Below are 21,726 nucleotides of genomic sequence, written 5' to 3' on the forward strand. Positions count from 1 at the left end.
CATTCAGCGTGATAGACTTAACGCCAGAAGAAATCCCTAACAATCTGTATTCCCTTATCTCTCCCAGAGGATTCATCATGAGCCGTGAGATTAACAAAGACACCCGTTTGTGCATGTCACTGGCCGGACGGCCGGGTAACTTCGGCACCCGATTCCATAATTTCCTGTATCAAGAGCTGGACCTCAACTACATCTACAAAGCGTTTACTACCACCGATATTCAGGCGGCGGTCGGCGGCGTCAGAGCCTTGGGCATTCGCGGCTGCGCGATATCCATGCCGTTCAAAGAAACCTGTATTCCCTTTCTGGATGAATTAGACGTTTCCGCCACGGCTATTGAATCTGTGAATACTATCGTGAATGACGATGGCTTCCTGCGGGCGTACAACACCGACTATATCGCTATCGCTAAGCTATTGAGCCAATATCAGGTACCAACTGAAAGCACCTTCATGCTACGAGGCAACGGCGGAATGGCCAAAGCGGTCGTTGCTGCGCTACGCGATGCCGGTTTCAAACACGGCCATATTATTGCTCGTAATGAGACAGCCGGAAAAGCGCTGGCGGAAAACTACGGCTATCAATGGCAGGCCGAAGTGGGCGATTTGACCGCCGATATGGTCATCAACGTGACGCCAATTGGTATGGCCGGAGGCGCAGAAGCCGAGACGCTAGCCTTTGAACCTGCAACCATCGAGCAGGCTAAGATTGTGTTTGACGTGGTGGCTCTGCCAGCAGAAACTCCGCTGATTCGCTACGCTCAAAAGCATGGCAAACAGGTGATTACCGGCGCAGAAGTGATTGCGATTCAGGCCGTTGAGCAGTTTGTTCTTTACACCGGTGTGCGCCCAACCGATGAACAGGTAGAACGCGCCGCCGCTCATGCACGTGGTTGATATGGTTTTCTGACCAGAACGTTTACCTGATTTCAGACGCAAAAAAGCGCGGTATCAAACCGCGCTTTTTATTTGCAACTTGTCGCTTTTGCCTATTGGGCGTTAGCCGCTTCCATTCCGACTAATCCCACTTTGAGATAACCCGCTTTACGCAGCGAATCCATCACGCTCATCAATGTTTCGTAATCCACACTCTTATCCGCCTGGAAGAAGATAGTGGTTTCCTTATTGGACTGCGTTTGCTTATCCAGCGCAACGGCCAGCGTTTCGCGGTCAACCTGCTGCTCACCTACGAACAGTTGGTTATCTGCTTTCACCGACAGGAACACCGGTTTCTCAGGACGCGGTTGTGGCGCGGCAGAGGACGCAGGCAGATCCACTTTGATGTCTACGGTAGCCAAAGGCGCTGCCACCATAAAGATAATCAGCAACACCAGCATGACATCAATGAAAGGCGTTACGTTGATATCATGTAATTCGCCGCTTTCATCAGGATTTTCATTCATGTGCATTGCCATAAATCACCCCGCACGCAGTTGGTGAGCATGGCTTGATGATTTGTCTTCTGCGGTGCTGCTAGCCAGATCCAGATCGCGGCTCAATAACAGCAAGGCTTGCGCGGCAACATCACCCACGTGGGCACGATAAGTCCCGATAAGGCGAGCAAAGATGTTATAGATAACGACCGCAGGAATCGCCGCCACCAGACCTAATGCCGTTGCCAGCAAGGCTTCGGCAATACCCGGAGCCACCACCGCTAAATTAGTGGTTTGCGAATGAGCGATACCAATGAAGCTGTTCATGATGCCCCAAACGGTGCCGAACAAACCGACGAATGGAGAGATAGCCCCGATAGTCGCTAGGAAGCCGGTTCCTTTGCCCATCTGACGGCTCACGGCAGCCACACGACGCTCCAGACGGAAAGAGGCGCGCTCCTTGATCCCGCCATTATCAGTGGATTCTGCCGATAGCTGACGCTCGTTTTCCGCTTCGCGCAGCAACATGCCACTAATGCTTTCCGGCGCAAAATCTTCAGCCTGCGCCAAAGCGTCGCTCAGATTAGTCGCCGAACCGAGTACAATATGCTCATGACGCAGGCGACGACGGGCACGGTACAATTCCATGCCTTTAGAGAATAAAATAGTCCAGGTAACAACCGAAGCCAGCACCAGACCAATCATCACGGCTTTCACCACTACGTCTGCGTGCTGGTACATGCCCCAAACGGACAAATCCATCGCCAGACCTTGTGGAACAACAGGCGCTGCCGGAGTCACAGATTGAACCGCAGGAGCGGCATCCGGCGTTGCTACAGAAGTCAGCTCCGGCTGCGGCAGCGGAGTTGAAACCGCGGCGGTGTGCTGCGTTGACGCGGGCGCCACGCCAGCGGCAACTGCGCTGCTATTACCTGGAGCCGCGAATGCCGGGCCAGATAAACCTGCGATTAACAAGAGCGCCATCACGCCGCGCCCTAACTTCACTCCCCGACCCTGGTTTGCGGCGAATGATTTATGTTCCATACTTTTGCCAGCTGTTTTCACGCTGCGCCTCCACCCAATATGCATATCAATTTAAGGACGAAATCAGTGGCGGATCATATCAAACAAATGACGGATTGATAGTAATTATCATTATTATTTGAGCCAATTTTTCTATCTAAAAGATAATTAAGGCAAACTCGCCGCTCAGAGCGCTCTTTTTCATCGCTAGCCTGCTTCAAACGCTGATAACACTTGGGCTAAACAAATAACAACCATAGGGTTTTATTCACATAAAACTCACTCACCATCGATTTTCTTTAGCAATAAATCATTACTTTCTGTGCGTTTTACAGCATTTTTTTGTGCGTAAACCGCCTTAAACAGCGGCACCCCCTCTTTAAACGCCATCCGGCTAAAAGCGCACTACATCAAATGTTCATCATGCTAATTTAAACAATTAACCCATCAGATAATGGCTGGCAATCAACCCAGACCGACACTAACCAAGCAAGGTGACCGCCCGTATGTCTTCAAAAAAATTAGAAACCACGTTGGTCAGCGCAGGGCGCAGTAAAAAATTCACCCTGGGATCGGTTAACCCAGTGATTCAACGCGCGTCGTCGCTGGTTTTTGACAGTGTAAAAGCCAAAAAGCATGCCACGATTAACCGTGGTAAAGGCGAGCTATTTTACGGTCGCCGCGGCACATTGACTCATTTCGCCTTACAGGAAGCCATGACCGAACTGGAAGGCGGCGCGGGCTGCGTGCTGTACCCTTGCGGCGCAGCGGCGATCAGTAATGCCATTCTGGCTTTCGTATCCGCGGGCGATCATGTATTGATGACCGGATCGGCCTACGAACCGGCGCAGAGTTTTTGCGATAAAATCCTGTCGCGGATGCAGGTCAGTACCCGTTATTTCGATCCGCTGATAGGCAGCGCCATTGGTAAGTTGGTTCAGCCTAATACCAAAGTGGTGTTTTTAGAGTCGCCCGGCTCTATCACTATGGAAATACAGGATATTCCCGCGATAGTACGCGCCATTCGCGCCGTTTCGCCCAAAGTGATTATCATCATGGATAACACTTGGGCGGCGGGTGTGTTATTCAAACCTCTTGATTTTGATATCGATATTTCCATTCAGTCTGGCACCAAATACCTGATCGGCCATTCTGACGCCATGCTGGGCATCGCCGTAGCCAATGCGCGCTGCTGGGAACAGCTGCGGGAAGACTCATATCTAATGGGGCAAATGGTGGATGCCGACAGTGCCTATCTGGCTAGCCGCGGCCTGCGGACGTTAGGTGTACGCCTGAAACAGCACGAAGCTAACGGTATCGACGTTGCCAACTGGCTGGCGCAGCGCCCTGAAGTGGCTCATGTTTATCATCCGGCGCTGCCAGACTGTCAAGGTCATGAATTTTATCAACGAGATTTTTCTGGCTGCAACGGGCTGTTCTCTTTTGAACTCAAGCATCGCCTGACCCAGCAACAATTTGAAAACTATCTCGACAACTTCCACCACTTCAGTATGGCATTCTCTTGGGGCGGCTTTGAGTCATTGATTCTGGCCTACCAGCCGGAAGATATTAAAGCGATACGTAAATATGAAGCCACCGCGCCTCAGGGCACTTTAGTTCGTGTGCATATTGGTTTGGAAAATACTCAAGATTTAATTGAGGATCTGGCCGCAGGCTTCGCTCGTATCGCTTCAGCGCAATAACGTCCCTATCGGTGGGAACTGCGCTAATTTTGTGCGGTTTTCACCGAAGTTAGTCTCTAAACCATCAACAGAATGAATATACCCCGCTAATTTTTAGGTTAATGAGGATAAGATCAATGTGGCCTGAGTCTATTACGGATACACTGTAAAGATTCACGGATTATCTTCCCCACAATAGGCAAACAGGAAAAGAAATGGATGTGTTACGCGAAATCCTTCATGCCTTATGGCAACAGGATTTTAGTAAACTTGCCGACCCCAATGTCATTTGGGTTATCTACGGCATACTTTTTACCACTTTATTTTTAGAGAACGGCCTGCTGCCCGCTTCCTTCCTCCCCGGAGATAGCCTACTGCTGCTTGCTGGCGCTTTAATTGCCAAAGGCGTTATGGCTTTTATTCCTACGCTGATTATTCTTACCATCGCAGCCAGTTTAGGCTGCTGGCTTAGCTATGTTCAAGGTCGATGGCTCGGAGATACTAAGGTCGTCAAAAGCTGGCTATTACAATTACCAATACATTATCGCCAGCGGGCGCACCAACTGTTTGTACGCCACGGTCTAGCTGCCCTGCTCATTGGCCGTTTTCTGGCTTTTGTTCGCACCTTGCTACCTACGCTAGCTGGCATTTCTGGCCTGAATAGTACCCGTTTCCAACTATTTAACTGGCTGAGTGGATTGCTCTGGGTCGGTGCAGTGGTGGGCCTGGGCTTCGCCCTGAGCCAAATTCCGTTAGTAAAACACTACGAAAATCAGGTCATGACCGCACTGATGATCCTGCCGGTAGCCTTGCTGTTGATGGGGTTGGTCGGCTCACTGATTGTGGTGTGGTGTAAGCGTAAAAGCGCCACCGAATAACGCGTTCAGACACGCTGGCTATCCGCTATTCATCGAGCCAGCGTGCCTTAGTTTCACTAGTGACTGCGCTGTTTTGCCCGCTCGTCGCTAGGCGTATGACCAAAGTAACGTTTAAATTCTCGGCTAAACTGCGACGCACTCTCGTAACCCACCCGAATAGCCGCCGTACTGGCCTTCAATCCATCGTGAATCATCAATATTCTGGCTCGGTGTAAGCGATAAGTTTTCAAATATTGCAGCGGAGAGGTATTGGTTACCGCTTTGAAATTATGGTGAAAAGCCGAAATACTCATATTCACTTCTGTTGCCAACTGCTCCACATTAAGATTTTCTGCAAATTGATTCTCAATGCGCCGTAATGCCTTAGCTATCTGATTAAAATGGCTGTGACGATTCACCAACTCCTGTAGCGGCGCACCACAAGGACCGGATAGCACACAAAACAGAATCTCACGCACAATATGCGGCCCTAACACTCGGGCATCCAGCGGTTTGGCCATAACGTCCAACAGGCGCTCTGTGGCACACAGCATCTCTTCCGTAAGCAATGCAGCGTTGACACCATTGGCATTACCTCGGGGTTTATCCAGCTCATCGTCACCAATATCCACCAGCAAATCCTGTAGCATTTGGTGATCAACTTGAATCGATAATCCGGCGAGGGGTTCTTCCGGGCCGGCAAAGGTTTCACATTCAAACGGCAGCGTCACCGTCAGTAACAGATAGTTTTTCGGATCATACTGAAAGATTTTACTCCCCAGATAGCCTACTTTTTTACCTTGAAAGATGATCACAATACTGGGGGTATACATCACCGGCGTACGTGGCTGATGGGCGTTAGAAAACAGCAGATTAACCTTAGGAACGGCGGACGTCGTCAACCCGTTTCCCTGTGCCAGTTGCGCGACTTTCTTTGCCAGTCCCCGCTGAATATCGTCAATGCCCACCATATCAACCTCATATTTCAGAAAAAACAAATCGACACGAATTTTGCTTTATTTCTCTCATTTCCTACAGTGGTTTATAGAAATAGGCAAGAAGTCGGCAGAAATGTGCATTGAGCTATATGGCTAAGTTACCCACAATAGCCCTCAGAGAAATTTGCCCAATAGGTTTTTTCCGTCGCAAGGACGCTGCCTAAGGGTGGGAAGCCCACTGGCTAATTTACTAGCCATTCAAGGTTAATATTGACTATTAGCCTATTAATCAACTACAGGTTGGATTATAAAATCATGCAAAACTTTACTCTTCATACCCCAACTAAAGTACTGTTCGGTAAAGGCCAGATTGCTGAATTAGCGAACCAAATTCCTGCCGGCGCCCGCGTTTTGATTACCTACGGCGGCGGTAGCGTGAAAAGTACCGGCGTGATGGATCAAGTCTATCAAGCATTGAAAAACCATCAATTCGAAGAATTTGGTGGTATCGAACCTAACCCAACTTATGAAACCCTGATGAAAGCCGTTGAACTGATCCGCGCCGGTGATTTCAACTTCCTGCTGGCGGTCGGCGGCGGTTCCGTTTTAGACGGCACCAAATTCATCGCAGCGGCCGTGGCTTACCCTGAAGATCCGTGGCAAATTCTGGAAACTACCGGTAGCAACATCACCGAAGCTATTCCTATGGGTTCCGTGCTGACTCTGCCAGCTACAGGCTCTGAAGCCAATAATGGCGCGGTAGTCAGCCGCCGTAGCACCGGTGATAAACGTCATTTCTTCTCACCGCACGTTCAGCCGCTGTTTGCCATTCTGGACCCAGTAGTCACCTATACGTTGCCTAAGCGTCAGGTCGCTAACGGCGTGGTAGATGCTTTCGTACACACCATTGAGCAATATCTGACTTATCCGGTAAATGCCAAGGTACAAGACCGTTTTGCCGAAGGTTTACTGCTAACCCTAATTGAAGAAGGCCCGAAAGCGCTGGAAAATCCTAAAGATTACGACGTTCGCGCTAATATCATGTGGAGTGCCACAATGGCGCTGAACGGCCTGATCGGTGCCGGTGTACCGCAGGATTGGGCGACTCATATGCTGGGTCACGAGCTGACTGCTCTACATGGGTTAGACCACGCACAGACGCTGGCAGTGGTGTTGCCATCTCTACTTGAAGCGAAAAAAGAGCAGAAACGCGCCAAATTGCTGCAATATGCCGAACGCGTTTGGAATTTGCATGAAGGGACCGAAGAGCAGCGTATTGATGGCGCGATTGCCGCAACCCGTAATTTCTTCGAAACAATGGGTGTACCAACCCGTTTGTCCGGCTACGGTCTGGATGGCAGTACTATTCCAAGCCTAATCAAAAAGTTGGACGAACATGGCTACCGCAGCCTCGGAGAACACGGCGATATTACGCTGGCAGATAGCCAACGTATCTACGAAGCTGCAATCTGATTCAATAACTATCGGTACAACAAAGGGTAAGGAGACATCCTTGCCCTTTCCCTTTCAAATGGACGACGGCAATAGCCTCGTTTTTTCATCCAACATCAAGACTTACTGCTAGGCTTAAATGCCATATCAGCGGTTTTCATTCAGCTGTAGTTCCTGCCCAAGGGATAGCAACAGCCCCCTTTCTGGTACTGCAACACCTTTCGCCCTATTGCATCTCGTTTATCCATGGGAGAGTCATATGTCGAACCAACCGGTTACCCCCTCTGCTGAATCTGATAATCACATCCACGCCTGGGCCGCTCCTGCTGCGGGTCAGCCACTAGAATCCTTCGCATTTGATGCCGGGCCACTGGCTGATGATGATATTGAGGTCAGCATTGATTATTGCGGGGTTTGCCACTCAGATTTATCCATGATCAACAATGATTGGGGCATCACCGCCTACCCCTTTGTCCCCGGCCATGAAGTGGTGGGAAAAATCACTCGTATTGGCGAACATGCCAAAAACAAAGGATTAAAAATCGGCCAGGTGGTGGGCGTTGGCTGGAATCGCGGCAGTTGCATGCATTGCCACCCTTGCGTTTCCGGCGATCAGCATTTGTGCCATGAAGTTCAGCCCACTATTATTGGCCGCCACGGCGGTTTTGCCGACCGGATTCGCAGTCATTGGGCATGGGCAATTCCGTTGCCGGACGGTGTGGATATAGCCAGCGCGGGGCCACTATTTTGCGGTGGAATCACCGTCTTCAATCCTCTACTGCAATACGATGTTCGCCCCACACAGCGAGTGGGCGTCGTCGGTATCGGCGGGCTAGGCCATATGGCGATTCGTTTTATGAAAGCCTGGGGCTGCGAAGTTACCGCTTTTACCTCGTCTAATGCCAAACGTGACGAAGCGCTTTCTCTCGGCGCTCATCGCGTGGTTGCCAGTAACGACAGCAAGGCGCTGGCAGAAATTGCGAACCAGCTCGATTTTATCTTAGTGACTGCAAATGCCTCCTTGGATTGGGATGCCTATGTCAGTACGCTGGCACCTAAAGGTCGGTTGCATTTTGTCGGTGCGATCCCGGAGCCGGTTCCAGTGCATATTTTTGCTTTTATCGGTAAACAGGCTGAGCTGTCGGCATCACCGACCGGCGCACCGGCTCGCTTGGCAGAGATGCTGGCGTTCTGTGCCCGTCACGATATTAAACCTCAGGTTGAACATTTCCCCCTGAGCAAGATAAACGACGCCATTAAGCACTTACATGCGGGAAAAGCGCGTTATCGCGTCGTGTTGGATATGCACGCTTAATGCATAAAATGATTAGCCTGATAATCAATAAATAATTTCGACTACAATAAATAGAGATAGATTACTGAGTGTACGGCTGGCTGCTTCGGCAAGACTGCCCGCAACTTTGAGGAGAAATTCATGACAAATCAACCGATTATTAAACTGCATGATGGCAGCATAATGCCGCAGCTTGGGCTAGGCGTATGGAAAGCCAGCCACGAGGAGGTTCAAACTGCGGTCACCAAAGCGTTGGAAATTGGTTATCGTTCAGTTGATACAGCGGCAATTTACAAAAATGAAGAAGGGGTAGGTTTAGCGCTAAAATCCGCAGCTATTCCTCGAGAAAAGCTGTTTATCACCACTAAACTCTGGAATGAAGATCAGGCTAATCCGCAACAGGCGCTAGAAACCAGCTTGGAAAAACTCCAGTTGGATTATGTGGATCTGTATTTAATTCACTGGCCCGATCCAAAACAAAATCGCTTTGTCGCAGCGTGGCGGGAACTGATTAAACTCAGAGAACAAGGGCTGACTCGCAGTATTGGCGTATGTAACTTCCATATTCCGCATCTGCAACGGCTGCTGGATGAAACCGGCGTCGCTCCGGTGATTAACCAGATTGAGCTACATCCTTTGCTGCAACAGAGACAGCTTCACGCTTGGAATGCCACTCATCACATTGCCACCGAGTCCTGGAGCCCGCTGGCCCAAGGTGGGGAAGGCGTATTTGAACAACCGCTGATTCATCGACTGGCAGAGAAATACGACAAAACTCCGGCGCAAATTGTCATTCGCTGGCATCTGGATAGTGGCTTAATCGTCATTCCTAAATCCATCACGCCGTCTCGTATCAGAGAAAACTTTGAAGTTTTTGATTTCAAACTGGAAAAAGATGAACTCAGCGAGATCGCCAAATTGGACATTGGCAATCGTCTGGGGCCAGACCCTGATAGTTTTTAAATGGTGGCAGCCGAACACCATAACAAAAATTACGCGATTTGGGTCAATAGCCGAACGGTAAACTGGCATCTTGAATCGGCTTTTTAATTTAGCTTTAAAGTCGTCGAGTCAAAGATATCACCCATCAATCCGCCAAGGATGGCGCGGATTGATGCATCGCATGAAAAGGTTCTGGAGTAGGTTAATGAGCTTTCTGCTTAACCCGGCCCGCGTTTGTCGATCTCCCCACGGGACGAGAGCCTGTTAAAGACGATTTGCCCTGGATATTTGCTGCCGCGGTTTTACCTGAACCTGATGACGCTTTACCTGATGACCCTTGACCCGATGTCATTTTATCTGACGTCGCTTTGCGAGACGTAACTTCGCCCGATATTGCTTTGCCTGAGTGGGCATTACCCGACGCAACGTTAGGTGAACCACCCGGCTGACGCTGGCGTGCGATAGCAGTGTGTTTAGTCAGCGCTGGCGTATGGTGACGCAAAGCTCGCCGTGCTTCCCGCTGCTCTTCTATCGTCGGCGCAGGCACCAGACACTCTCGGCGCCCACCGATTAAATGTGCCATGCCCATATCTTCCAAAGCGGTGCGAATCAGCGGCCAGTTGGCAGGATCGTGGTAACGCAGCAGCGCCTTATGCAAACGACGCTGGCGATCGCCTTTTGGCACCACCACGTCTTCACTTTTGTAATCAACCTTAGACAACGGGTTTTTACCGCTGTAATACATGGTGGTCGAGTTGGCCAATGGCGACGGATAGAAGTTCTGTACCTGATCCAGACGGAATCGGTTTTTCTTCAGCCATAGCGCCAGATTAACCATATCCTCATCCCGAGTGCCTGGGTGAGCCGAGATAAAGTAAGGGATCAAATACTGCTCTTTACCCGCCTGTTTAGAATAGGTATCAAACAGTTCTTTAAAACGCTGGTAGCTGCCCATGCCCGGTTTCAGCATTTTCGACAGCGGCCCTTCTTCCGTATGCTCTGGCGCGATCTTCAGATACCCTCCCACATGATGAGAAGCTAGCTCTTTGATATAACGCGGATCTTCTACCGCCAAATCGTAACGCACTCCGGAAGCAATCAGGATCTTCTTCACCCCTCTGAGATCGCGCGCTCGACGGTACAGCGAAATCGTGGGCTGATGATTGGTATCCATATGGGTACAAATCTCAGGATATACACAGGAAGAGCGACGACAAGTTTGTTCCGCACGCGGAGACTGGCAGCGTAGCATATACATATTGGCCGTTGGGCCGCCAAGATCGGAGATAACTCCGGTAAATCCAGGGACTTTATCGCGAATTTCTTCGATCTCGCGAATAATAGAATCTTCCGAACGACTTTGAATAATACGGCCTTCGTGTTCGGTAATCGAACAGAATGAACATCCGCCGTAGCAGCCACGCATGATATTGATCGAAAAGCGAATCATGTCATAAGCCGGTATTTTTGCGTCACCGTAAGACGGATGAGGAACCCGTTGATAAGGTAAAGCAAATACGCTGTCCATTTCCTCGGTGCTCAACGGAATCGCTGGCGGATTAATCCAGATATAGCGATCCCCGTGTTTTTGCATCAGCGCTCGTGCGCAGCCAGGGTTGGTTTCATGGTGCAGAATCCGCGAGGTATGTGCATATAACACTTTGTCTGCCTTAACTTTTTCATAAGAAGGCAGCAAAACATAGGTTTTTTCCCACGGTTTAGGCTTGGCGGCTCGCACCGTCACCGGTTTAGCTTCCTCGGCATCGGCTTTACCCTCCGGCGCGCAGGCTAAGTCATCACCGTAAGGATTCGGAATCGGCTCAATACGCCCCGGTTTATCCAAACGGCTAGAATCTACGCCGCTCCAGCCAGGCAAGGGCGTTTTACGGATCACGACGGTATTACGCACATCCTGAATATCAGCAATTTTCTCACCAGCCGCCAGCCGGTGCGCCACTTCAACCAATGGCCGTTCGCCGTTGCCGTACACTAACATGTCTGCTTTAGCGTCAATAATCACCGAACGCCGCACCGTATCTGACCAGTAATCATAATGGGCAATTCGGCGCAAACTGGCCTCAATACCACCTAATATCACTGGCACGTGCTTATAGGCTTCCTTACAGCGCTGGCTGTAAACCAAAGTGGCGCGATCCGGCCGTTTACCACTTTCATTATTCGGCGTATAGGCATCATCGTGACGCAATTTACGATCGGCGGTATACCGGTTGATCATCGAATCCATATTGCCCGCCGTGACGCCAAAAAACAGATTCGGCTCACCCAACCGCATAAAGTCTTCTTTATTGGTCCAGTCTGGTTGAGCAATAATTCCCACGCGAAACCCCTGCGCTTCGAGCATTCTGCCCACAATCGCCATACCAAAGCTCGGGTGATCAACATAGGCATCGCCGGTCACCACGATAATGTCGCAGCTGTCCCAGCCCAGCACGTCCATCTCCTCCCGTGACATGGGTAAAAAAGGCGCAGTACCATAGCACTCGGCCCAATAAGGCGTGTAGGAAAACAGATCGCGTTCTGGCTGAATCAGGCTGGTACTCATGGCAATACTCTTTAATCAGGAGATGGAGAGGAGGATACGGGTCAGGAAATCATCACAGGGCGGCGATTATACGCATTTATCCATGTAAAGAGGAAGGTTATCGGCGATTTCTTTGATCCCTCACCAACCGGTGGAGGTCGCCCAAGAGAAGATCGAATAGACAAACAAATAGTTGCAGGCAATGAGGCAGACCAGGCGGCGATAAACCGCCCGGTCTTGAAGAGTGGATTAAATCAAAGCAGGTTGTGTCACCAGTTGACCGGTAGAGCCGCGATCGGCCATTTCCAGCGTCTGGCTGTAGAACAAGAATGGGAAATGCTCAGAAGAAACCTGATTGAAATACACCAGCAACTCTACATCGCCATCGACCCAAACCGTATCTTTCCAACCACGGTCTTCCGCCATTGCCGGAGCGCCGTTCACATTTTTCACCAGGAAAGATACACCCTGAATATGGAAAGCCTGTGGCATATCGGCGTGCAGCGTCCACCGTTCCCACGTTCCCTGCTGCGCCTGGGCATCAACCCGATTCATATCCCAAATCGCGCCGTTAATGCCCGGTAGGTTATCGCCCAAACGAAATTCACGAGAGCGTACAACGCTGCCGTCAAGAATTTGGTCGGCCAATAGTCGCATTGGCAAATTATCCGTTACCAGCGGCAGTAAACCCGTCGGCTTCAAGGTCAAAACCAGCGTGGAGATCAAGATACTGGAGGGTTCAAACAGCCCGCGCAGACGATCCATAATACCCGCGGATTCACCGGCAGTGATGGAAACCTCGCTGCCCTGCGACATATCAATCAACACCTCACGTCGCTCACCCGGTGCCAGCGATAACTGTTGTACAGCAACGGGCGCGGGCAGAAAGCCCTGATCGCTAGCCACAACGTGGAAAGGTCGGCCATCGCTGATTTGCAGAGTATAGCGGCGGGAGTTCGAGGCGTTTAGCAAACGTAAACGTACCCATCCACGAGAAACTTCGACAAACGGACTTTGCACCCCGTTAACCAGCAAAGTATCACCGATAAAGCCGCCCTTGGCCGGCGGGTTATATTCCGGTACGCCAAAGCTGTCGAGTCGTTTGTCCTGAATAATAATCGGGAAATCATCAACGCCGTAGTGGCTGGGCAGCGGCAGCGCTTTGCTCACCTCATCCTCCACCAGCCACATTCCCGCCAGCCCGTTATAGACATGGGGAGCCATACGATTAGGCGTATTCGCGTGATACCAGCAGGTGGCAGCGCTTTGACGGATAGGCAGCACCGGAGACCAATCTACGCCCGGGGACATCATGCGCGATGCTCCGCCCATTAAAGTACCGGGAACCTGTAAACCGCTGATAGTCATAGAAACCGGTTCAGACAATCGGTTACTGTAAATCAACTTTACATCATCGCCGCTGTACACTCTGACCGTTGGCCCCAGATAGGAGCCATTGATGCCCCACACTTCCGCCTTTTTACGGCCAGACATGAATGCCCAGTGAGCGCGCTGTAACGTTAAAAACAGCGGTTGACCACGGCGGGATTCCAGCAATGGGGGAACCGGTAAGGGAGGTTGCTGCGTACCGCTAGCCTGTGCCCTCAATGGCAGTGAACCTGCGCACAGCGCTAAGCCCGAAGCCTGAATGAACTGGCGACGACTAAGTGACATATCTTCTCCGTGAAAAGCACTAACAAACCGTATGCAAAAGTTTTGCCCGCCAACGCCGCACGGGTATCAGCGGGCAAAACACTAACGATCAAAGTCGTTTAAAATAAAGGCATTTTTATTCTAGCGTATCCAGTAACATACTGGAGTCGCGTTATTTTTTTTCTGCTGCGTGCTGAGCAACTTCGGCATCAAGCTGCTCAATTTTGGTCGCCATCAGATTACGGCAATGCTCGGCAAGTTCGCGCACTCGCTCTTTACTGTAGCCGCTGGTATCAATAGGTGGCAGCATTTCTACTATCACTAATCCATTATTCCAACGGTTCAAATTAATATTACCATTGGTATTGGAAACACAAATCGGCACGATAGGTACGCCAGCGGCGATAGCAGCATGGAAAGCGCCGGTTTTAAACGGTAGCAGGCCACGACCGCGGCTGCGGGTTCCTTCTGGGAACATCCAGATAGAAATATTACGTTTCTTAACCTGCTCAACCACTTGCGCAATAGTTCCGTGGGCTTTAGCGCGATTATCTCGGTCAATCAGCAGGTTACCGGTCAGCCAATACAGTGGCCCAAACAATGGAATCCACAGCAGGCTTTTTTTACCAACGGTTACCGTACCAGGCTGAACCACATTCGACATGGTAACCATATCGTAATTATTCTGGTGGTTAGCGATATAGATACAGTTGCCATACTCTGCGGCTTCCGCTGGAATACGCTGTTCAACGGTGATACCGAATAATCGGGACATTCGGCCAAACAGGTGTCCGAAGGTCGCAACGTGGCGGGGATTTCGTGGACTGAAAAGACAGTAAATCGAACCGAACACACACACCAATAAGCAATACAAAACCGCCAGTACTGAGCGCAAAATTAATAACATAACAACCTCTTGAAAACCTAATCGACGCTAGTATAGCGGCTGCGATAAAAAAACACCGCGTAGATTCACCGCCATAATAAATTGCCATTACAGAAGGTTCAAATAATCTGGGGAAAAGGCCAACGGCCATGGCTGATCGATCAAAGCGGGTAAACGGATTAAATCAATGCCGATGCGGATTGCCAGCCTGAATATGACTGGCAATCCGCTCAGGGACAATAGTTACGCGTTATTTTCAGGCTGTTCAGGCCGCGCTGGCGCGTCCACTTCAACCCGGTCTATCTTCTGCAACCCTCGAGGCAACGGCGAGCCTTTGCGTCCACGTTCCGCGCGGAATTTCTGTAAATCTTCCGGACGCAGCGTCAGCTTGCGTTTGCCGAAGTACAGCGTCACTGAGGTCTGCGGAGGCAAGACAAACAGCCAAGCCAGCCCGTCTTCCCCTGCCGCCGCCTGCGCCGCCGGAATAGAGACGATCTTATTCCCTTTCCCTTTCGACAATTCCGGCAAATCGGCCACTGGGAACATCAGCATACGTCCAGCCATGGTGATGGAAAGCAACATATCATCTGGGCCATGAATTTCCAGCGGTGGCAACGCTTTCGCGTTTTCCGGTAGCGTAATCATGGCTTTACCCGCACGGTTCTTAGCCACCAGATCGTTGAAAGTACAGACAAAACCGTAACCAGCATTAGAAGCCATCAACAGTTTTTGATCGTCCGGAGCCATCAACACCTGCTCAATGGTCGCTCCCGGAGGCGGCGTTAGCTTACCGGTTAGCGGTTCACCTTGCCCACGCGCAGACGGTAGCGTCAGCGGATCTAGCGCATAGCTGCGCCCGGTGGAGTCAATAAACACCACCGGCTGATTACTCTTGCCGCGAGCAGCGGAGCGGAAGCTATCTCCCGCTTTATAACTTAAACCGCTTGGATCAATATCGTGGCCTTTGGCGCTTCGCACCCAGCCCATCTCAGACAGGACAATAGTTACCGGCTCAGAAGGCACAATATCGTGCTCGCTCATCGCCTTGGCTTCACTACGTTCGGTCAGCGGCGAACGACGATCATCACCATAAGCGACCGCATCTGCCTGAATTTCTTTTTTGATCAGCGTATTCAGCTTGCGTTCAGAAGCCAGTAGCGCCTGCAATTGATCGCGCTCTTTCGCCAGTTCATCCTGCTCGCCACGAATCTTCACCTCTTCCAGCTTGGCCAGATGACGAAGTTTCAGTTCCAGAATAGCTTCGGCCTGCGTTTCGGAAATCCCGAAATGCTGCATGAGCAATGGCTTAGGCTCATCTTCGGTACGAATAATATGAATCACTTCGTCGATATTCAGGAAGGCGACTAATAAACCCTCTAAAATATGCAGACGCTTCAATACCTTATCAAGACGATAGTTCAAACGCTTACGCACGGTATTGCGGCGGAACTCCAACCATTCGGTCAGAATATCTAGCAAGCCTTTCACCGAAGGACGATGATCCAGACCGATCATATTCATATTGATGCGGTAGCTGCGTTCCAGATCGGTTGTCGCGAATAGGTGGTTCATCACCTGTTCGAGATCGACGCGGTTGGTCCGCGGCACGATCACTAGCCGAGTCGGATTTTCATGATCCGATTCATCGCGCAAATCCTCTACCATCGGCAGCTTTTTCGCTCGCATCTGGCTGGCGATTTGTTCCAGAACCTTGGCACCGGAAACCTGATGAGGCAACGCCGTAATCACCGCGCTGCCGTCTTCTTTTTTCCATACCGCGCGCATCCGCACAGAGCCACGACCATTCTGATAAATCTTACGAATTTCGTCTCTTGGCGTAATGATTTCCGCTTCGGTTGGGAAATCAGGGCCTTGTACGAACTCTAGCAATTCTTCCAGCGAGGTCTGCGGCTTATCAATCAACGCCACGACCGCCTGAGCAATCTCCCGCACGTTATGCGGAGGAATATCCGTCGCCATACCTACGGCAATGCCGGTAGTACCGTTCAGCAGTATGTTTGGCAGGCGCGCAGGCAGCATTTTCGGCTCCTGCATGGTGCCGTCAAAGTTTGGCACCCAATCCACCGTTCCCTGCCCCAATTCACCCAGCAGCACTTCGGCATATTTGGATAAACGAGATTCGGTATAACGCATCGCTGCGAACGATTTAGGATCGTCCGGCGCCCCCCAGTTACCCTGCCCGTCCACCAGCGGGTAACGGTAAGAGAACGGCTGCGCCATCAATACCATAGCTTCATAACAGGCGCTATCGCCGTGAGGATGGTATTTACCCAGCACGTCACCCACGGTACGCGCTGATTTCTTAAATTTGGCACTGTTGCTCAGACCCAGTTCGGACATGGCATAGACAATGCGGCGTTGTACCGGCTTTAAACCATCGCCGATAAACGGCAACGCCCGATCCATGATGACGTACATGGAATAGTTCAAATAGGCGTTTTCAGTAAATGTGTGCAGCGGTAAGCGCTCTGCACCGTCATGAGTCAAATCACTCATTACTTAATTATCCTCAGACTCGGGCTAGAAGATCGTGGCTTACAGCCAATCATCACCAGAAGTTCATTATAGATTTCTGCTCGCGATAGTAACTCATCTGCGGGGTAACTGTCACAAATCCAAAGCAATCTACGCGGGCAAACCTGTCCGTTTTCGCCGCAAGCCACGAATTTTGCCATCTGGCGCTTTTGTCGCTAAAAGCGACAGTTAGGATGAATATCCCCACTTTGTTGCTTTTGAGTCAAAACTGTTCTGCTTAACAGCCTATTTTTCTATGCTAATGCAATCATTAGCATACTCTGAATTCGAGATAGGCCAGAAATAATAGTCACGCTGTGTACAGCATGTTGTTTTCACTGGTTGTCTTCACGCCACCCGGAGTATTCCATGAGTAACATACTGATTATTAATGCAAAGAAAGAATTTGCCCACTCAAAAGGGGCATTGAACGATACGCTGACCAAGGTTGCGACCGAGTGTTTGCAAGAAATCGGTCATCAGGTAAAGGTCACGGTTGTTGATCAAGGCTATAATATTGAAACTGAAATTCAGAATTTCCTCTGGGCCGATACGGTTATCTATCAGATGCCGGGTTGGTGGATGGGGCCACCTTGGATTTTGAAAAAGTATATCGACGAAATCTTTACCGAAGGTCATGGCCGTTTGTATCAAAGCGATGGTCGTAGCCGTTCGGAAAACAGCAAAAAATACGGTTCTGGTGGCCTGATTCAAGGTAAAACATACATGCTTTCCGTGACCTGGAATGCGCCGGCAGAAGCCTTTACCGATCCAAATCAGTTCTTCCAGGGCGTTGGTGTGGACGGCGTTTATCTGCCCGTTCATAAAGCGAATCAATTTCTTGGCATGGAACCTCTGCCAACTTTTATGTGCAACGACGTGATTAAACAGCCGGACATCGAAGGTGATATTGCGCGTTATCGCCAGCATTTATCAACGCTGTTCGCCTAAAGCCCAGCCCGATTTGGAGTGGTTATGATTAGCGTTTTTGCAGAAATTCAGGTTAAACCGGGCCGCCGTCAGGCGGTACTGGATTCCTTTGCCCAACTGCTGCCGGACGTATTGGCAGAGAAAGGCTGCAGCGCCTATGTGCCCCTGGTTGATGTGCCAACTCAGCTAGCTTGGCAACACAAAGCACCTCATTCCATTTTTATGTGGGAACAGTGGGCCAGCGTGCAACATTTGGAACAACATCTCGCCATGCCGCATATGAAGCAGCATCAGGAACGAGTGAAGGACGATGTGTTGAACGTAGTCATCAATATTATTGATCACGCCCTGCCAGCCAAAGCCTGATGAATTTATATCGATAACTTTTATGTCTGTCGCTTGAAGTCAGTAACACCCAATCAATGACATATTGATAGATTGCAGATTGCAGATTGCAGATTGGGGCAATATGACAAACAAACTGACCTTTAAGCACGCATCCCACTCCGTGACTGAAGTCAGTAAAAGCGATCAACATCCCCGCAGAATGAAAGCTAAAAAGTGTAATGTGTCTACCGGTTATCCGCCCTCATCGGGTAGCCGGATTTTCCCAATCTACGACTATTTTTCCGCTTTGAGCCAATGGCTACCCTGCAAGCGAATCTGCTCACTCACATAATCCAGAAAACAGGTGATCCTCGCGGCCAGCTGCGTATTGCGATAATAAACCGCATTGATCGGTTGCCAGGCTTCCAGCGTTTGCTCCGCTAGCACCTGTACCAAACGTCCTTCCAACTGATCTTTCTGCGTCATAAAGTCGGACAACTCGACGATTCCTTGCCCATTCAGCGCCAAATGGCGCAAAGTTTCTCCGCTGGATGCCGCCAGGCTAGGCGTTATCGATGAGCGACCGCCGGGCAAATAAGGCAACGCCCACTGATTCAGAAATTCCGGTTGAGTAAATCCTAATAAACTGTGTTCAGCTAGCGCTTCTATCGTTTCTGGCGCGCCGTGGCGCTGAATATATTCCGGGCTAGCCAGAATCCGCAGACGACTGGAACCCAATAAGCGGGCATGAATCGTCGAGTCGCGTAGAGCGCCAATACGTATGGCAATATCCGTTCGCTGCTCCAACAGATCAATATTCAGATCGTCGGTATTCAACTCCAGATCGATCTGCGGATATAACTCGCGAAAACCGCCAATCATCGGCACGATCACATGCTGCATAAAAGGCACCGCGGCATTGACTCGCAGCCTCCCGGCTGGTTTCAGCCGTCGCAGTGCGATTTGTTCTTCGGCATCATCCACCGCGCCAATAATCTGCCGAGCGTGAGCCAGAAACAGCTCTCCTTCCTCGGTTAACTCCAACCGACGCGTGGTACGCCGCAGCAAGGTGGTTTCCAGTTTTTGTTCCAGACGGCTCAGCGCCCGGCTAATACCCGATGTGGTTTGATTGCGCTGTTCCGCCGCCGCCGTGATCGAACCGCTGTCCACCACCGAGATAAAAGCTTGAAGTTCTTCTAAGGTGATTTTCATTATTGACATCCAGGCAAAGATTTAAGCTATTTAACCGCAAAACTCTATAGAAATGAAGCTGTGCTTAACGGCCAGAAACCACGACGCCCGGATCTGCAAGAATGCAGCCGGGCGTCGTTTAACGCAGAGATCCGCAAAAAAGAATTACACTTCGATTTCGGCGGTATCTCCCTTCTCTTGTAACCAATTACGCCGATCTTCGGAACGCTTCTTCGCCAGCAGCATATCCATCACCGCCATCGTTTTATCGATATCAGTATCGTCAACGGTCAGTTGCACCAAACGGCGAGTATTAGGATCGAGCGTAGTTTCACGCAGCTGTAACGGGTTCATTTCACCCAATCCTTTAAAGCGTTGGACGTTAGGTTTACCGCGTTTACGCTTCAACTGATCCAATACGCCGGCTTTTTCTTCTTCATCCAGCGCATAGAACACTTCTTTGCCCAAATCGATACGGTACAACGGCGGCATGGCCACGTAGACATGACCACCGCGCACCAGCGAGCTGAAATGGCGTACAAACAGCGCGCACAGCAAAGTGGCGATATGCAGACCATCGGAGTCCGCATCCGCCAGAATGCAGATCTTGCCGTAACGTAGTTGGCTCAGATCTTCACTATCAGGATCGATACCGATCGCGACTGAAATATCATGCACTTCCTGTGAAGCCAGTACCTCATCCGAGGACACTTCCCAAGTATTCAGGATCTTACCTTTGAGAGGCATGATGGCCTGGTATTCGCGATCTCGCGCCTGTTTCGCCGATCCGCCTGCGGAATCCCCTTCCACCAAGAACAGTTCGGTCATGCTGAGATCCTGCGAGGTACAGTCTGCCAGTTTGCCGGGTAAAGCCGGGCCGCTGGTCAGCTTTTTACGTACCACTTTTTTCGCCGCACGCATCCGGCGCTGTGCGCTGGAAATAGCCAGCTCCGCCAGTTGCTCCGCTGCCTGAACGTTCTGGTTTAGCCACAGGCTGAAGGCATCTTTCACCACGCCAGATACATAGGCCGCGCACTGACGAGAGGACAGGCGCTCTTTGGTCTGACCGGCAAACTGCGGATCCTGCATTTTGACGGAAAGCACATAGGCACAGCGTTCCCAGATATCGTCGGCGGACAGCTTCACGCCGCGCGGCAAAATATTGCGGTATTCGCAGAACTCACGCATGGCGTCCAGCAAGCCTTGACGCAGACCGTTGACATGGGTACCGCCTTGCATAGTAGGAATCAGGTTAACGTAACTTTCTGTCAGCAGATCGCCACCTTCCGGTAGCCATAACAGCGCCCAGTCAATAGCTTCGGTATCCCCAGCGGAAGAACCGACAAACGGCACTTCCGGCAAAGTAATCAGGCCGTTGACCGCTTCCATCAGATAATCGGTCAGACCATCGGCATAACACCAACGTTGTTCGGTGTTATTCACCATGTCTTTAAAAACGATTTCCACGCCCGGACACAGTACCGCTTTTGCTTTCAGCAAATGTGACAAACGGGAAACGGAAAAACGCGGGCTATCGAAAAAGGATTCATCAGGCCAGAAATGCACGCTAGTGCCGGTGTTTCGCTTACCGCAGGTACCAATCACCTGCAAATCCTGCACTTTATCGCCGTTTTCAAATGCCATGCTGTAAATCTGGCCGTCACGGCGAACCGTCACTTCCACTCGACGAGACAAGGCGTTAACCACTGAAATCCCCACGCCGTGCAAACCGCCGGAGAATTGGTAGCTCTTATTAGAGAATTTCCCTCCGGCGTGCAGACGACAGAGAATCAGCTCAATGGCCGGTACGCCTTCTTCCGGATGAATATCCACGGGCATCCCACGGCCATCATCAATCACTTCCAGAGACTGATCGGCGTGCAGAATCACGTCAATACGGCGGGCGTGTCCGGCCAGCGCTTCATCAACACTGTTATCTATCACCTCTTGGCCGAGGTGGTTTGGGCGCGTAGTGTCGGTATACATACCCGGACGACGACGTACTGGTTCTAGACCGCTGAGTACTTCAATGGCATCAGCGTTATAGCTGGATTGAGTCATGGTTTGATTAATGTTCGGCTAAGGGTTGGAGGGCTAGCGGT

Annotated in this window: 17 protein-coding genes; 8 read left to right on the forward strand and 9 right to left on the reverse strand. The window is 50.6% G+C overall.

Features of this window, described 5'->3' with window-relative positions; genetic code table 11:
- The first annotated feature begins 77 nt into the window (after nt 1–77).
- A complete protein-coding gene (locus AD970_RS07885) occupies nt 78–896 on the forward strand; it encodes a shikimate 5-dehydrogenase (protein WP_049597765.1) in 819 nt (272 codons plus the stop codon).
- A 92-nt stretch (nt 897–988) separates the two neighbouring features.
- On the opposite strand, the gene exbD is transcribed toward AD970_RS07885, so the two are convergent.
- Nucleotides 989–1,414, reverse strand: coding sequence for a TonB system transport protein ExbD (gene exbD, locus AD970_RS07890; protein WP_049597766.1), 426 nt, complete (start codon nt 1,412–1,414; stop codon nt 989–991).
- 3 nt (nt 1,415–1,417) lie between these two features.
- Nucleotides 1,418–2,437, reverse strand: coding sequence for a tonB-system energizer ExbB (gene exbB / locus AD970_RS07895; RefSeq protein ID WP_072080617.1), 1,020 nt, complete (start codon nt 2,435–2,437; stop codon nt 1,418–1,420).
- Nucleotides 2,438–2,901: 464 nt separating this feature from the next.
- On the opposite strand from exbB, the gene metC reads away from it, so the two are divergent.
- Together metC and AD970_RS07905 are read left to right on the forward strand one after the other, a co-directional pair.
- Entirely contained in the window at nt 2,902–4,098 is a 1,197-nt protein-coding gene (gene metC / locus AD970_RS07900) for a cystathionine beta-lyase (RefSeq protein WP_049597767.1), read from the forward strand.
- 194 nt (nt 4,099–4,292) lie between these two features.
- Complete coding sequence (locus AD970_RS07905) at nt 4,293–4,955, forward strand: DedA family protein (RefSeq protein WP_049597768.1); 663 nt, start codon at nt 4,293–4,295, stop codon at nt 4,953–4,955.
- A gap of 56 nt (nt 4,956–5,011) precedes the next feature.
- Here AD970_RS07905 and AD970_RS07910 read toward each other — a convergent pair whose 3' ends face one another.
- Complete coding sequence (locus AD970_RS07910) at nt 5,012–5,905, reverse strand: AraC family transcriptional regulator (RefSeq protein WP_049598101.1); 894 nt, start codon at nt 5,903–5,905, stop codon at nt 5,012–5,014.
- Between the two features lie 282 nt (nt 5,906–6,187).
- Here AD970_RS07910 and yqhD point away from each other — a divergent pair, with 282 nt between their 5' ends.
- From yqhD to dkgA, 3 genes are all read left to right on the forward strand, one after another.
- The gene (gene yqhD, locus AD970_RS07915; RefSeq protein WP_049597769.1) at nt 6,188–7,345 is read left to right on the forward strand and encodes an alcohol dehydrogenase; all 1,158 of its coding nucleotides are present in this window, start codon (nt 6,188–6,190) and stop codon (nt 7,343–7,345) included.
- Between the two features lie 238 nt (nt 7,346–7,583).
- Complete coding sequence (gene ahr, locus AD970_RS07920; protein ID WP_049597770.1) at nt 7,584–8,639, forward strand: NADPH-dependent aldehyde reductase Ahr; 1,056 nt, start codon at nt 7,584–7,586, stop codon at nt 8,637–8,639.
- A gap of 120 nt (nt 8,640–8,759) precedes the next feature.
- Entirely contained in the window at nt 8,760–9,581 is an 822-nt protein-coding gene (dkgA, locus tag AD970_RS07925) for a 2,5-didehydrogluconate reductase DkgA (protein ID WP_049597771.1), read from the forward strand.
- A gap of 181 nt (nt 9,582–9,762) precedes the next feature.
- Here dkgA and AD970_RS07930 read toward each other — a convergent pair whose 3' ends face one another.
- The 4 genes from AD970_RS07930 to parC all read right to left on the reverse strand — a co-directional run bounded on the left by AD970_RS07930 (nt 9,763) and on the right by parC (nt 17,158).
- Nucleotides 9,763–12,123 carry a YgiQ family radical SAM protein gene (locus AD970_RS07930; RefSeq protein WP_049597772.1) on the reverse strand — a complete coding sequence of 787 codons (2,361 nt, stop codon included), beginning with the start codon at nt 12,121–12,123 and terminating at the stop codon, nt 9,763–9,765.
- A gap of 228 nt (nt 12,124–12,351) precedes the next feature.
- Nucleotides 12,352–13,776, reverse strand: a complete 1,425-nt coding sequence (gene ftsP / locus AD970_RS07935; protein ID WP_049597773.1) for a cell division protein FtsP — start codon at nt 13,774–13,776, stop codon at nt 12,352–12,354.
- 151 nt (nt 13,777–13,927) lie between these two features.
- Nucleotides 13,928–14,662, reverse strand: a complete 735-nt coding sequence (locus AD970_RS07940; RefSeq protein ID WP_049597774.1) for a 1-acylglycerol-3-phosphate O-acyltransferase — start codon at nt 14,660–14,662, stop codon at nt 13,928–13,930.
- Between the two features lie 222 nt (nt 14,663–14,884).
- On the reverse strand, nt 14,885–17,158 hold the full coding sequence (gene parC, locus AD970_RS07945) for a DNA topoisomerase IV subunit A (RefSeq protein WP_049597775.1): 2,274 nt from the start codon (nt 17,156–17,158) through the stop codon (nt 14,885–14,887).
- A gap of 387 nt (nt 17,159–17,545) precedes the next feature.
- Between parC and AD970_RS07950 the strand changes: the two genes are divergently transcribed.
- Together AD970_RS07950 and AD970_RS07955 are read left to right on the forward strand one after the other, a co-directional pair.
- Nucleotides 17,546–18,127, forward strand: a complete 582-nt coding sequence (locus tag AD970_RS07950) for an NAD(P)H-dependent oxidoreductase (RefSeq protein WP_049597776.1) — start codon at nt 17,546–17,548, stop codon at nt 18,125–18,127.
- A gap of 24 nt (nt 18,128–18,151) precedes the next feature.
- Nucleotides 18,152–18,472 (forward strand): putative quinol monooxygenase, encoded by a 321-nt coding sequence (locus AD970_RS07955; RefSeq protein WP_049597777.1) that lies wholly within the window; start codon nt 18,152–18,154, stop codon nt 18,470–18,472.
- A gap of 255 nt (nt 18,473–18,727) precedes the next feature.
- On the opposite strand, the gene AD970_RS07960 is transcribed toward AD970_RS07955, so the two are convergent.
- Both AD970_RS07960 and parE read right to left on the reverse strand, forming a co-directional pair.
- Nucleotides 18,728–19,645: a LysR substrate-binding domain-containing protein gene (locus AD970_RS07960; protein WP_049597778.1), complete on the reverse strand. Its 918-nt coding sequence runs from the start codon at nt 19,643–19,645 to the stop codon at nt 18,728–18,730.
- Between the two features lie 144 nt (nt 19,646–19,789).
- On the reverse strand, nt 19,790–21,685 hold the full coding sequence (gene parE / locus AD970_RS07965; protein WP_049597779.1) for a DNA topoisomerase IV subunit B: 1,896 nt from the start codon (nt 21,683–21,685) through the stop codon (nt 19,790–19,792).
- Nucleotides 21,686–21,726 lie beyond the last annotated feature (41 nt).

Source organism: Yersinia nurmii (genome assembly GCF_001112925.1).
Lineage (GTDB): Bacteria > Pseudomonadota > Gammaproteobacteria > Enterobacterales > Enterobacteriaceae > Yersinia > Yersinia nurmii.